Annotated in this window: 10 protein-coding genes; 5 read left to right on the top strand and 5 right to left on the bottom strand. The window is 72.5% G+C overall.

The genetic code is table 11. The features are described 5' to 3' along the window. Positions 1–206: 206 nt before the first annotated feature. The 4 genes from ABT160_RS02275 to ABT160_RS02260 all read right to left on the bottom strand — a co-directional run bounded on the left by ABT160_RS02275 (position 207) and on the right by ABT160_RS02260 (position 5739). The gene (locus ABT160_RS02275; protein WP_351642414.1) at positions 207–2024 is read right to left on the bottom strand and encodes a glycoside hydrolase family 3 protein; all 1818 of its coding nucleotides are present in this window, start codon (positions 2022–2024) and stop codon (positions 207–209) included. Positions 2025–2712: 688 nt separating this feature from the next. After that, positions 2713–3498 (bottom strand): sugar phosphate isomerase/epimerase family protein, encoded by a 786-nt coding sequence (locus tag ABT160_RS02270; RefSeq protein WP_351642411.1) that lies wholly within the window; start codon positions 3496–3498, stop codon positions 2713–2715. Continuing rightward, positions 3495–4436, bottom strand: coding sequence for a bifunctional helix-turn-helix transcriptional regulator/GNAT family N-acetyltransferase (locus ABT160_RS02265; protein WP_351642409.1), 942 nt, complete (start codon positions 4434–4436; stop codon positions 3495–3497). The genes ABT160_RS02270 and ABT160_RS02265 overlap by 4 nt, the downstream gene beginning before the upstream one ends. Positions 4437–4674: 238 nt before the next feature. After that, positions 4675–5739 carry a LacI family DNA-binding transcriptional regulator gene (locus ABT160_RS02260; RefSeq protein WP_351642407.1) on the bottom strand — a complete coding sequence of 355 codons (1065 nt, stop codon included), beginning with the start codon at positions 5737–5739 and terminating at the stop codon, positions 4675–4677. A gap of 165 nt (positions 5740–5904) precedes the next feature. Between ABT160_RS02260 and ABT160_RS02255 the strand changes: the two genes are divergently transcribed. The 3 genes from ABT160_RS02255 to ABT160_RS02245 are packed head-to-tail and all read left to right on the top strand — an operon-like array spanning position 5905 to position 8989. After that, on the top strand, positions 5905–7029 hold the full coding sequence (locus ABT160_RS02255; protein ID WP_351643030.1) for a Gfo/Idh/MocA family protein: 1125 nt from the start codon (positions 5905–5907) through the stop codon (positions 7027–7029). Next, on the top strand, positions 7026–8165 hold the full coding sequence (locus ABT160_RS02250) for a dihydrodipicolinate synthase family protein (protein WP_351642405.1): 1140 nt from the start codon (positions 7026–7028) through the stop codon (positions 8163–8165). The genes ABT160_RS02255 and ABT160_RS02250 overlap by 4 nt, the downstream gene beginning before the upstream one ends. 41 nt (positions 8166–8206) lie before the next feature. After that, positions 8207–8989 carry a sugar phosphate isomerase/epimerase family protein gene (locus ABT160_RS02245; protein ID WP_351643027.1) on the top strand — a complete coding sequence of 261 codons (783 nt, stop codon included), beginning with the start codon at positions 8207–8209 and terminating at the stop codon, positions 8987–8989. Positions 8990–9046: 57 nt separating this feature from the next. Here ABT160_RS02245 and ABT160_RS02240 read toward each other — a convergent pair whose 3' ends face one another. Next, complete coding sequence (locus ABT160_RS02240; protein ID WP_351642404.1) at positions 9047–9595, bottom strand: DUF937 domain-containing protein; 549 nt, start codon at positions 9593–9595, stop codon at positions 9047–9049. A 308-nt stretch (positions 9596–9903) separates the two neighbouring features. Here ABT160_RS02240 and recD2 point away from each other — a divergent pair, with 308 nt between their 5' ends. Together recD2 and ABT160_RS02230 are read left to right on the top strand one after the other, a co-directional pair. Further along, a complete protein-coding gene (gene recD2, locus ABT160_RS02235; protein ID WP_351642402.1) occupies positions 9904–12120 on the top strand; it encodes an SF1B family DNA helicase RecD2 in 2217 nt (738 codons plus the stop codon). A 180-nt stretch (positions 12121–12300) separates the two neighbouring features. Next, on the top strand, positions 12301–13590 hold the full coding sequence (locus tag ABT160_RS02230) for a citrate synthase (protein ID WP_351642399.1): 1290 nt from the start codon (positions 12301–12303) through the stop codon (positions 13588–13590). Positions 13591–13766 lie beyond the last annotated feature (176 nt).

Genomic DNA, 13766 nt, shown 5'->3' with positions numbered 1-13766 from the left:
ACCCCCGTACCCCGTCGCGTCGTTCCCCGTGCCCAGCGTGGCCCGGGGGAGCGGGCGCGCACCAGGCACGGGGGGACGTAACGGAGGTACGGCGGGTCCGGGGGAAGGGAGAAGACGGGGAGGGTGAAGACGGGATCTTTCGCCACCCGCCAGGCGGGACTTCGAAGACAGGCCCCAGTGAAGACAGGTCCCAGTGAAGACAGACCCTAGTAGCGCAGCCCGTACCCGATCGGGTACAGCACCGTCCCCGGGGCGTCCGCGCGCTGCACCGGCACGGGCAGCCGCCCCCGTGGCCGCGCCCGGCCCGCGATGACCCGGGCCGCGGCCCGCAGCTCCACGTCCGTCCACGAGTACGCCGCCAACGCCGCCCGGTGGCCCCGTAGTTGCGCCACGTCGTACGGGTTGCGGATCGCCACCGTCACCACCGGTACCCCCGTCGCCGCGAGCCGGGCCACCAGGGTGCGCTGGGAGCTGGTCGCCGTGACGTTGTAGGTGCCCACGACCACCGCGTCCTTCCCGGCCGCCGCCGCGACCGCCGCGTCGATCACCGCGGTGCCCGGCGCGGTCCCGGTCGACAACACCGTGGTGGTGAAGCCGAGTTCGGAGAGGGCCTGGCCCAGGGTGGCGGTCGGGGGTCCGGTGGTGCCCGAGGGGGAGGCCGGGTCGGCGCCCACCACCAGCACGTTCCGCTGCCGTCGGCGGCTGAGCGGCAGCAGCCCGCCGTCGTTGAGCAGCAGCGTGGTCGTGCCCTCGGCGATGCGGTCGGCGGCGGCCAGGTGCGCCCGGGTGCCCACCTCCCGGTCCACGCCCCGGTGGGTGACGTACGGGGCCCGGAAGAGGCCCCTGCGCTCCTTCAGCCGCAGGATCCGCAGGACCGACTCCTCCAGGCGGGCCTCGGTCAGCTCGTCGCCCTTGACCGCGGCCAGCACCGCGTTCCAGGCGACCGCCAGGTCAGGCGGGTTGAGCAACTGGTCCGCGCCCGCCTTGAGCGCGAGCACCGGGACGCGGTCGTCGCCGTACTTGGTGCGCACCCCCTCCATCCCGAGCGAGTCGGTCACCACCACCCCGTCGTAGCCCAGCTGTTCGCGCAGGACGCCGGTGAGGATCGGGCGCGAGAGGGTCGCCGGGTCCTCGCTGGGGTCGAGCGCGGGGACCACGATGTGCGCGGTCATGATCGAGTCGATGCCCGCCGCGACGGCCGCCCGGAACGGCGGGGCGTCCAGCTCCGCCCACTGCTCCCCGCTGTGCGTGATCACCGGCAGCCCGTAGTGGCTGTCCGTGGCCGTGTCCCCGTGCCCGGGGAAGTGCTTGGCGGTGGCGGCCACACCCCCGCCCTGGTAGCCCCGCACCTGGGCGGTGACCAGTCCCGCGACCGCCGCCGGGTCGGCGCCGAACGAACGGACCCCGATCACCGGGTTCGCCGGGTTCACGTTGACGTCCGCGACCGGCGCGTAGTTCTGCCGGATCCCGATCGCGGCCAGCTCCGCCCCCGCGATCCTGGCCGCCTCGCGCGCCCCGGTCGCGGAGCCGCCCGCCCCGAGCGCCATGGCCCCGGGCATCAACGTGGCGGGCTCGCCGACCCGGCAGACGATGCCGTGCTCCTGGTCGGTGGATATCAGCAGCGGTACGGGGACGGGCTGCGCGAGGCCCGCCGCCTGGATGCCGTTCGACAGGTCGGCTATCTGGTGCGGATCACGGGTGTTGTGGGCCCACGCGAAGTAGATGATCCCGCCCACGTGGTAGCGGGCGACGAGCTCGGCGGCGGTGCGGACGCCGATCTCCTTGAGGTTGGCGTCGACGTCGGCCTGGTCGGGAGCGGTGGCGGAGTGCCCGTAGACCCGCATCACGAAGAGCTGGCCGACCTTCTCCTCAAGGCTCATCCGGCCGATGAGCCCCCGGAGCCGGGCATCCCGGTCCCGCACGGACTCGGCGTGGGCGGGGGCGGTGCCGATGGCGGCGGCGGTGGCGGCGGTCGCGGCGGTCGCAGTGAGGAAAGTCCGTCTGGAGGTGGCGCGGTGGTGCACTGGTGCTCCTTCCGGCCGTGCGGGGTGTGGGGGTTGGGGGTGGGGGGTTGGGGCGATGGGATTGGGGATGGGTTGGGGGCGTGCGCGTGAAAGAAACTTCCGCGAGGCACGAATATCCGGAAAGTAACTGCCAGGTCAAGGGGTCGCGCAAGCAGGGGAGTTGGGGCGGGTGACGGGAAAGGGTCGCTGAGCGGTACGGCCGACGCACGGGCGGGAGCACTCGTCGAGCAGGTCAGCCGACGTACGGTCCCGCCGGGCCAGGACGACCGGTGCGCGGCGACCGGGCCAGGACGACCGGTACGGGGCGACCGGGCCAAGGCGACCGGTGCGGGGCGACCGGGCCAAGGCGACCGGTGCGGGGCGACCGGGCCAGGGCGATCGGCGCGGGGCGATCAGTGCGCGGCGATCAGTGCGCGGCGATCGGTCCGGGAGCTGGTCGCGGGGCCCGTCACCGGCGCTTGGTACAGGGGCGCACCGGTGACGGTGTGCTGCCGGCCGCGGGCGGCTGGAGAGGGGAGTCAGCGATCGCGCCAGTAGCGAGGGCCGACACCGCGCCACGGAGACTCTCCGCCAGCACCCCCCTTGGACGCCCACCCCACCCCCGGGGTTCCCGCCTCCGGGCCTCCGGGGGCGGGGCTCCCGTATCGGAGCCCTCGCCCCGCCCCACCGCCCCACCGCCCCCTCCGGCTCAGGCCCCCGTCGTCAGGGCGTCCAGGTGCTCGCGGCCCGCCCGGAGCAGGGGTGGCAGGTCCAGGGCCCCCGGGTGCCAGCGCTTCTCGTACTCCCAGCACACCCAGCCCCCGGGCCCCGCCAGCTCCAGGCACTCCCGCAGGGGCAGCACCCCGGCGCCCAGCGGCAGCGGTGTCAGGTCCTCCCGCGAGGCGACGTCCTTCACCTGCACGTACCCCAGGAACGGGGCCAGGGCCAGATACGTCGTCTCCGGCTCCTCCTTCCCGAGCCACGGGTGCATCACGTCCCACAGCGCGCCCGCCTGCCGGTGCCCCACTGCCCCCAGGACCCGGGACACGGCCACTCCCGTGCGGTGCGAGTCGTGCGTCTCCAGCAGGATCCGCACGCCCAGGCCCGCCGCCATCTCGGCAGCCGCCCCCAGCCGCCGCGCCGCCACCGCGTCGCACCGCTCGTCCTCGCCCGGCTCCCCGCCCGGGAAGACCCGCACGTACGGCGCCCCAAGGTCCCGCGCGAGGAGCAGCAGCTCGCCCAGCTCCTCCAGGACCGGCACGTCGTCGCCCGGCGCGGCCACCTTCGCGTACCCCGCGACCGTGAGCACCGCGACGTCCGCCCGCGCGAACTCCCGCACCACCGCGTCCCGGTCCGCCGCCCCGAGCCCCGGGTGGACCGGCTCCTCGTGGTGGGCGCGCAACTCGACTCCCTGGTAGCCGGTGTCGGCCGCGAGGGCGGCCACGTCCGCGACGGGCATGCCGGGGACGCCGAGGGTGGAGAACGCGTACTTCATCGATCGACCGTCCTTCTTTCCGCGAGGCTGAGCCGCCAGTCCTGTCCGACGAGGTCCGCGCCGTACGCCCGGTGCGGCCGCTCGGCGACCAGGGTGAAGCCGGCCCGCTGGTAGACCTTCCGGGCGGCGCCGAGGACGTCGGCCGTCCACAGCACCACCTCCCGGTACCCCACTTCCCGGGCGAAATCCGTGGCCTCGTCCACCAGCCGGGCACCCAGCCCCCGGCCCCGCGCCTCCGGCTCGACGAGCAGCAGCCGCAACCGCGCCGTGGCCGGGGCCCCGTCGCGCACGCACATCACCGAGCCGACGGGCCGCCCGTCGAGCTCCGCGATCCACACGCGCTCCAGGTGCGGGTCGTGGTCCTGGGCGAAGTCGGCGACGAGCCGGGCGACCAGGCCCTCGAAGTCGGCGTTCCACCCGTACTCCGCCGCGTACAGCGCGCCGTGCCGCTGCACCATCCACCCGAGCTCCCCGGCGCCGGGCTCGCGCAGCAGGGCGGTGTCGCCGTCCCCGGACCGGGGGCGTCCGAGTATCTCCCGCACGGTGCGAAGGGCGTCGGTGAGCCGGGGGTGCTCCTGCGGCGGTATGCCGTCCAGGAGCGCGCCGACGGCCGTGCGCGAGCGCTCGTCGAGGATCGAGGCGGCCTCGCGCCCCCGCGGGGTGAGGGTGATGCGCTGGCGCCGCGAGTCGAGGTCGGACGGCGCCCGCTCGACCAGGCCGCCCCTCTCGAACTTGGTGAGCAGCCGACTCAAGTACCCGGCATCCAGCGAGAGTTCGATGCGCAGGTCAGCGGCGTCGGTGCGGGGCGAGTGGGCCAGTTCGTAGAGGAGTCGGGATTCGGTGTGCGTATAGGGGGAGTTGAGGTGCCGGTCGTGGTCGAGAGTGCCGATGAGGTTGGTGTAGAAGCGGGTGAAGGCTCTGATTTCCTGGATGGTCATGGTCCGCTCCGGGATTCCCTTGACTGAGTCAAAAGTACCGAGGCGGCCCCGACCCCGGCAATCGCTCGTACGAGTGATCGATTGCCTGAACCGGGATTCCGCACCCCGGTAGAACACCGAAGTCCCACCGGCCTCTTGGGCCGCACCAGCCCCCTGAACCCCGCCCGCCTCACGGGCCCCGCCGGCCCCGCAGAGCTCCCAGGGCCCCCAGGCTTCCCAGAGCTCCCAGCCCGGCCCCCTACCCCCGAGGCGCCCCCGTCGACTCCCGCACCATCAGTTCCGCGGTGATCGTCGCGATCCCGCCCGGCGGCGGCGTCTCCTTGCCCATCGCCAGGCGGCCCGCCCGCGCCCCCGCCTCGTGCAGCGGCAGCCGCACCGTGGTCAGGGCCGGGACCGCGTCGATCGCGAACGGCAGGTCGTCGAAGCCGGCCACCGACACGTCCTGCGGGATGCGCAGGCCCTGGTCCCGCAGGGCCGCGCAAGCGCCGAGCGCCACCGTGTCGTTGGCCGCCACGATCGCGGTCAGGTCCGGGTCGCGGCGCAGCAGCTCCTGGGTGGCGTCGTACCCCGAGCGCCGGTCGTACGAGCCGTGGACCGTCAGCCGCTCCTGGCGCTCCGGGTCCTCCTTGACGCCCGCCGCCGCCATCGCGTCGAGGTGGCCCTCCAGGCGGTGCCGGGTGGTCGTGCGCTCCTTGGGGCCCGCCACATAACCGATTCTCCTGTGGCCGAGCGCGATCAGGTGCTCGGTCAACCGCCGCCCGCCGCCCCGGTTGTCGAAGGTCAGCGCCGCGGCGATGGAGTCCCCGGACATCGGGGGCCGCCCGCACAGCACGATGCGGGTCCCCGCGTCGGAGAGCCTGCCGAGCTTCGTGGCCATCGCGTCGATGTGCTCCGGGTCCTCGAGCGCGCCGCCGGTGAGGATCACGGCCGCCGCGCGCTGGCGCTGGAGCAGGGTCAGGTAGGTGAGTTCGCGCGCGGGGTCCCCGGCCGTGTTGCACACGACGGCCAGCTTCTCCCCGCCGGCCCGCCCCGTCTGGCCCTCGCCGATCGCCGACTGGGCCGCTCCGGCCATGATCCCGAAGAACGGGTCGGCGATGTCGTTGACGAGGATGCCGACCAGGTCGGACGTGGCCGCGGCGAGTGAACTCGCGGGCCCGTTCAGCACGTAGTCCAGCTCGTCGACAGCCCGCAGCACGCGCTCGCGGGTGGCCGCCGCCACCGGGTAATTGCCGTTCAGCACACGGGAGACGGTGGCCGGGGACACCCGGGCGCGCGCCGCCACATCCGCCAGGGTGACTGTCATCGCGTTCCTCCGATGAGTTGGGGCCGCATCCCTTGTACGGGATGTTGTCCGCAGGCTAGCGTCATAGCGTATAGAAAGCGCTTGCTACGCCCCTATCGAGGGAACACGTCGCAAAACCTGGGGAGGACCTACGTGACAGCGACACGCAGGACAGTGCGCATCGCCATGAACGGCGTGACGGGGCGCATGGGTTACCGACAGCACCTGGTCCGCTCGATCCTGGCCATCCGCGAGCAGGGCGGGGTCGACCTCGGCGACGGCGAGGTCCTCTGGCCCGAACCGGTGCTCGTGGGCCGCCGCGAGGACGCCCTGCGGGACCTGGCCGAGCGGCACGGCCTGACCGCGTGGACCACCGATCTGGACGGCGTGCTGTCCGACCCGGACGTGGACGTGTACTTCGACGCGCAGGTGACCTCCGCGCGCGTGGACGCGATCAGGAAGGCGATAGCCGCCGGCAAGCACGTCTACGCGGAGAAGCCCACCGCCACCGACCTCGACGGCGCCCTCGAACTGGCCCGCCTCGCGCGCGAGGCCGAGATCCGCCACGGCGTCGTGCAGGACAAGATCTTCCTTCCGGGCCTGCTCAAGCTGAAGCGCCTGATCGAGGGCGGCTTCTTCGGCGAGATCCTGTCCGTGCGCGGGGAGTTCGGCTACTGGGTCTTCGAGGGCGACTGGCAGGACGCCCAGCGCCCCAGCTGGAACTACCGCGCCGAGGACGGCGGCGGGATCGTGGTCGACATGTTCCCGCACTGGGAGTACGTGCTGCACGAGCTGTTCGGCCGGGTCACCTCCGTACAGGCGCACGTGACCACGCACATCCCGCAGCGCTGGGACGAGCGCGGAAAGCCCTACCAGGCGACCGCCGACGACGCCGCGTACGGCATCTTCCAGCTGGAGGGCGGCGCCGTCGCACAGATCAACTCCTCCTGGGCGGTCCGCGTCCACCGCGACGAGCTGGTGGAGTTCCAGGTCGACGGCACCCACGGCTCCGCCGTCGCGGGCCTGCGCAACTGCCGCGTCCAGCACCGCTCCGCCACCCCGCGCCCGGTCTGGAACCCCGACCTGCCGGCCACCTTCTCCTTCCGCGACCAGTGGCAGGAGGTCCCCGACAACACCGAGTTCGGCAACGGCTTCAAGGCGCAGTGGGAGCTCTTCCTGCGCCACGTCGCGCGGGGCGAGCCCTACCACTGGGACCTCCTCGCGGGCGCGCGTGGCGTGCAGCTCGCCGAGCTGGGCCTCAAGTCCTCGGCGGAGGGGCGCCGTTACGAGGTCCCGGAGCTGGCGCTGTGACCCTGCCGCTCCCCGAGGGCCCGTACACGCCCCGTACGGCGCCGCTCGCCCTCCCTCCGGGCCCCGCGCCCGCCTCCCGCACGGTCTACGCGGCGGCGCACGTCGTCGTCGACCCGCGCGCGGACGTCTCCCCGGACGGCCCGGCCGCCGTCGACTGGGACGCCACCCTGGCGTTCCGGCGCCACCTCTGGTCGCACGGCCTCGGGGTCGCCGAGGCCATGGACACCGCACAGCGGGGGATGGGCCTCGACTGGTCAGGGGCGGCGGAGCTGATCCGCCGCTCGGCCGCCGAGGCACGGGCCACCGGCGGGCTGATCGCCTGCGGCGTCGGCACCGACCAGCTCACCGGCCCCGCCACGCTCGACGCGGTGCGCGCCGCGTACGAGGAACAGCTGGCCCTGGTCGAGGAGACCGGGTCCCGCGCGATCCTGATGGCCTCGCGCGCGCTGGCCGCCGTCGCACGCGGACCGGAGGACTACCTGCGGACGTACGGGCACCTGCTGCGGCAGGCGTCGGAGCCCGTGCTGCTGCACTGGCTCGGCCCGGTGTTCGACCCGGCCCTGCGCGGCTACTGGGGGGCGGACGACCTCGACGCGGCCACGGAGACGTTCCTCGAGGTGGTCAGGGAGCACCCCGACAAGGTCGACGGCGTCAAGATCTCGCTGCTGGACGCCGAGCGGGAGGTGGCACTGCGCCGCCGCCTGCCCAGGGGAGTGCGCTGCTACACGGGCGACGACTTCCACTACCCGGAGCTGATCGCCGGTGACGACCACGGCTTCAGCCACGCGCTGCTGGGCGTCTTCGACCCGCTGGGCCCGCTGGCCGCGCACGCGGTACGCGTGCTCGACACCGGCGACGCCAAGGGCTTCAGGGAACTGCTCGACCCGACGGTGGAGCTGGCCCGGCTGCTCTTCGAGGCGCCGACCCGCTACTACAAGACCGGCGTGGTGTTCCTGGCCTGGCTGGCCGGCCACCAGGAGCACTTCGCCATGGCGGGCGGCCTGCAGTCGGCGCGCCCGCTGCCGCACCTGGCGAAGGCGTACCGACTGGCGGACACCCTGGGGCTGTTCCCCGACCCCGACCTCGCCGCGTCCCGGATGAGGTCCCTGCTGCACGTGTACGGAGTGGCCCGGTGAACCGCACGCCCGACCCCCTGGCGCGCTTCAGCGTCAACCAGATGACCGTCCGGCAGCTGTCCCTGCCCGCGCTCGTCACCGCGTGTGTGGAGCTCGGGGTCCCGGGCGTCGGCCTGTGGCGCGACCCGGTGCGCGCGTACGGGGTGGAGGCCGCGGCGAAGCTCGTACGGGACGCGGGGCTCGCCGTCACCACGCTGTGCCGGGGCGGCTTCTTCACCCGGGGCCCGCGGAGCGACGCGGACAACAGGGATGCCGTCGACGAGGCCGCCGCCCTGGGCACGGACACCCTCGTCCTGGTCTCCGGCGGCCTCGCGCCCGGCGGCCGGGACCTGGCGGACGCGCGGGCCACGATCGCCGACGGCATCGCGCGCCTCGCCCCGTACGCCGGGGAGCGCGGGGTGCGGCTGGCCGTCGAGCCGCTGCACCCGATGTACGCGGCGGACCGGTGCGCGGTCTCCACGCTCGACCAGGCCCTGGAGATCGCGGAGCGGTTCCCCGCGGAACAGGTGGGCGTGGTGGTGGACACGTACCACGTGTGGTGGGACGACCTGGCCCCGGCCGCCGTCGCCCGGGCCGGCCGGGCCGGGCGCATCGCCTCGTTCCAGCTCGCCGACTGGACCGTGCCGCTGCCCGCCGGGGTGCTGAACGGCCGGGGGCAGCTCGGCGACGGCTGCGTGGACCTGCGCGCCTGGCGCCGGCTCGTCGACGCGGCGGGCTACACCGGGCCGGTGGAGGTGGAGCTGTTCAACGAAGGACTGTGGGCCAGGGAGGGGCGTGAGGTGCTCGCGGAGACGGCCGCGCGCTACACCGAGCACGTCCTGTAACCGCCGGGGCCCGGCTTGCCCGGGCCCCGGCGCCCGGCCTCCGACCCGCGAGTACGCCTAGGCCTTCTTCCCGTTGCCCAGGATCGACCCCAGCAGGTCGCCGAGGCCGCCCAGGCCGCCCGCGCCGCCGGCCGCCTGTCCGGTGCCGGTGCCGGCCGCGGCCCCCGGGGCGCCCTTGGAGGCGGCGCGCTTGGTGACCACGGCGAGGACCACCGGGATCAGCACCTCGAAGACCTTGCCGACCGTGGCCTCCGGCAGCCCGGTGCGCTTGGCGACCGCGCTGGCGGCCGGCTTGGTGAGCTTGGAGAGCACGCCGCCCATCAGACCGCCGCTGAGCATGCCGCCCATGCCGCCGAAGGCGGCGACGCCCTGGAGCGGGCCCGCCCCGTCCGGGGCCTCGGGGGCCGCGGGCGCCTCCGGAGCGGCGGCGGCCGCCTCGCGGACCTCCGCCTCGTTGTCCTCGAAGCTCCCGGCGAGCGCGGAGACCGAGTCCCCGACCATCTCCTTGGCGCCGTCGGCGTCGGTGCCGAGCAGGCCCGCGATCTCCTGGAGCTTGTCGTCCCCGAGCTCGTTGAGTACGTCGTCGTGGAAGGAATCTTCGCTCATACCCGAAAAGCTACGTCTGCCCCGTTCTGTCGGCACTTCGAGATTCCGGAAAAATAACTGCCCGCAGCCGTGCAACCCTTCCGGGGTGACGGCGGTCGTACTTGGCATCAGGGCTTCCGGGGGGTGGATCTGGGGGGATCGGGAAGCCCTGGCTGGAGGGGGGAGCGCGTGGGGTCCGGTCCGCGACCGGACCCCCAAAGCGCGTCCGACCAGCGACGCGACGGCCGTCCCGTGGTTTTCCACAGGGCGGCCGTCGGCGTTTTCCACAGGCCGCACACGATGTCGGACCCCGCCGGTAACGTCGTGCCATGTCCAATCAGGCAGTGGTCGAAGGCGTTCTGGAGCGGATCACCTACGCCAACGAGGAGAACGGGTACACGATCGCCCGGGTCGACACCGGCCGCGGCGCCGGCGACCTCCTCACGGTGGTCGGCTCGCTGCTCGGCGCCCAGCCGGGGGAGTCGCTGCGGATGGAGGGCCGCTGGGGCTCCCACCCGCAGTACGGCAAGCAGTTCACCGTCGACAACTACACGACACTGCTGCCCGCCACGATCCAGGGCATCCGCCGCTACCTGGGCTCCGGCCTGGTCAAGGGCATCGGACCGGTCTTCGCCGACCGGATCACCCAGCACTTCGGCCTGGACACGCTGCAGATCATCGAGGAGGACCCCAAGCGCCTGATCGAGGTGCCGGGCCTGGGTCCCAAGCGCACCAAGAAGATCGCCGCGGCCTGGGAGGAGCAGAAGTCGATCAAGGAGGTCATGCTCTTCCTCCAGACCGTGCAGGTGTCCACCTCGATCGCGGTGCGCGTCTACAAGCAGTACGGGGACGCCTCGATCTCCGTGGTGAAGAACCAGCCATACCGCCTGGCCGCCGACGTGTGGGGCATCGGCTTCCTGACCGCCGACAAGATCGCCCAGTCCGTGGGCATCCCGCACGACAGCCCGGAGCGCGTGAAGGCCGGACTGCAGTACGCCCTGTCGCAGTCCACCGACCAGGGGCACTGCTTCCTGCCCGAGGAGCGGCTGATCGCCGACGCGGTCAAGCTGCTCCAGGTGGACACGGGCCTGGTGATCGACTCGCTCGGCGAGCTGGCCGCCGAGGAGGAGGGGGTCGTACGGGAGAAGGTCCCCGGCGCCGACGGGGGAGAGCCGCACACCGCCGTCTACCTGGTCCCCTTCCACCGCGCCGAGATCTCGCTCTCCGCCCAGCTCACCCGGCTGCTGCGCACCGACCAGGACCGGCTGCCCGCCTTCCAGGAGGTGGACTGGGACCGGGCGCTGTCCTGGCTGGCCGGGCACACCGGCGCCAAGCTGGCCCCCGAGCAGGAGGCGGCCGTCAAGCTCGCCCTCACCCGCAAGGTCGCCGTGCTCACCGGCGGCCCCGGCTGCGGCAAGTCCTTCACGGTCCGCTCCGTCGTGGAGCTGGCCCGCGCGAGGAAGGCCAAGGTCGTGCTCGCCGCCCCCACCGGCCGCGCCGCCAAGCGCCTCGCCGAGCTGACCGGCACCGAGGCCTCCACCGTGCACCGGCTCCTGGAGCTGAAGCCGGGCGGCGACGCGGCGTACGACCGGGACCGGCCGCTCGACGCGGACCTGGTCGTGGTCGACGAGGCGTCCATGCTGGACCTGCTGCTGGCCAACAAGCTGGTCAAGGCGGTCGCCCCGGGGGCGCACCTGCTGCTGGTCGGGGACGTGGACCAGCTGCCGTCCGTGGGCGCGGGCGAGGTGCTCAGCGACCTGCTCGCCCCCGACAGCCCCGTCCCCTCGGTGCGGCTGACCCGGATCTTCCGGCAGGCCCAGCAGTCCGGCGTGGTCACCAACGCCCACCGCATCAACTCCGGTACGCAGCCCATCACCCAGGGCCTGAGCGACTTCTTCCTCTTCGTGGAGGAGGACACCGAGGAGGCCGGACGGCTCACCGTGGACGTGGCGGCCCGTCGCATTCCCGCCAAGTTCGGCCTCGACCCGCGCCGCGACATCCAGGTCCTGGCTCCCATGCACCGCGGTCCGGCCGGCGCGGGCACGCTCAACGGGCTGCTCCAGCAGGCGGTCACGCCCGGCCGCCCGGACCTGCCCGAGAAGCGCTTCGGCGGCCGGGTGTTCCGGGTCGGCGACAAGGTCACCCAGATCCGGAACAATTACGAGAAGGGCCGCAACGGTGTCTTCAACGGCACGGTCGGCGTGGTCACCTCGCTCGACCAGGACGAGCAGCGCCTGACGGTGCTGACGGACGAGGACGAGGAGGTGCCGTACGAGTTCGACGAGCTCGACGAGCTGGCCCACGCGTACGCCGTCACGATCCACCGCTCCCAGGGCAGCGAGTACCCGGCCGTGGTGATCCCGGTCACCACGGGGGCGTGGATGATGCTCCAGCGCAACCTGCTCTACACGGCCGTCACACGTGCGAAGAAGCTGGTCGTCCTGGTCGGATCCCGCAAGGCGATAGGCCAGGCGGTGCGCACCGTTTCCGCAGGCAGACGCTTTACCGCACTCGATCACCGGCTGACAGAGGGCGGGTTGGTGTGAAACATCACCTAGGTCTTTCGGAACCAGGGCGAAGGGGGCAGGATGAGCAGGTTGGCGGCACTCAGTGCCGCCAATGGGCCCCTTGGCCGACCCCGAGTGCACAGACCTGCGCCGAATGGGGGATGGTTAGAGGCAGTCAGGGCACCTCGAAGAAGAGGCACTACGTCGGTGAGGGATGACGTGAGCGACAACTCTGTAGTACTGCGGTACGCGGACGGTGAATACACCTACCCGGTGGTCGAGAGCACCGTCGGCGACCAGGGCTTCGACATCGCGAAGCTCCGAGCCCAGACCGGTCTGGTGACCCTGGACAGCGGCTACGGCAACACGGCCGCGTACAAATCGGCGATCACCTACCTGGACGGCGAGCAGGGCATCCTGCGCTACCGCGGTTACCCCATCGAGCAGCTGGCCGAGCGCTCCAGCTTCGTCGAGGTGGCGTACCTCCTGATCAACGGCGAGCTGCCGCAGGTCGACGAGCTGTCGACCTTCAAGAACGAGATCACCCAGCACACGCTGCTGCACGAGGACGTCAAGCGGTTCTTCGACGGCTTCCCCCGTGACGCGCACCCGATGGCCATGCTGTCGTCGGTCGTCAGCGCGCTGTCGACGTTCTACCAGGACAGCCACAACCCGTTCGACGAGAAGCAGCGCCACCTCTCCACGATCCGGCTGCTCGCCAAGCTGCCGACGATCGCGGCGTACGCGTACAAGAAGTCGATCGGCCACCCCTTCGTCTACCCGCGCAACGACCTCGGGTACGTGGAGAACTTCCTGCGCATGACCTTCTCGGTCCCCGCGCAGGAGTACGAGCTCGACCCGGTCGTGGTCGCGGCCCTCGACAAGCTGCTGATCCTGCACGCGGACCACGAGCAGAACTGTTCGACGTCCACGGTGCGCCTGGTGGGCTCGTCGCAGGCCAACATGTTCGCGTCGATCTCCGCGGGCATCTCCGCCCTGTGGGGCCCGCTGCACGGCGGCGCCAACCAGTCGGTGCTGGAGATGCTGGAGGGCATCGCGGCCAGCGGCGGCGACGTCGACACCTTCATCCGCAAGGTGAAGAACAAGGAGGACGGCGTCCGCCTGATGGGCTTCGGCCACCGGGTCTACAAGAACTTCGACCCGCGCGCCAAGATCATCAAGGCCGCCGCGCACGACGTCCTCTCGGCCCTCGGCAAGTCCGACGAGCTGCTGGACATCGCCCTGAAGCTGGAGGAGCACGCGCTCTCCGACGACTACTTCGTCGAGCGCAAGCTCTACCCGAACGTGGACTTCTACACGGGCCTGATCTACCGCGCGATGGGCTTCCCGACGGAGATGTTCACCGTGCTGTTCGCGCTCGGCCGGCTGCCCGGCTGGATCGCCCAGTGGCACGAGATGATCAAGGAGCCGGGATCCCGCATCGGCCGCCCGCGCCAGATCTACACGGGTGTCGTGGAGCGCGACTTCGTCCCGGTCGAGTCCCGCTGACCCACCCCCTGGGCACCTGCTGACGCGCGCCCCGCTCACTCCCCGTAAGACCCGGCGAGTGAGCCAAAGGGCGCGTCGTTGTCGGGTGGACGGTCGCGCGCAGGCGGCGAGGTACGAGCCGCCGAGCACGTCCGTCCACCCGACAACGGCTTAAGCGCCCGGCGGCGAACCGAGCC

The organism is Streptomyces sp. NPDC001941, from assembly GCF_040296945.1.
In the GTDB taxonomy this organism is placed as follows: domain Bacteria; phylum Actinomycetota; class Actinomycetes; order Streptomycetales; family Streptomycetaceae; genus Streptomyces.
Note: the sequence above shows the minus strand (reverse complement) of the source record. Positions and strands in the feature narration are given on the sequence as shown.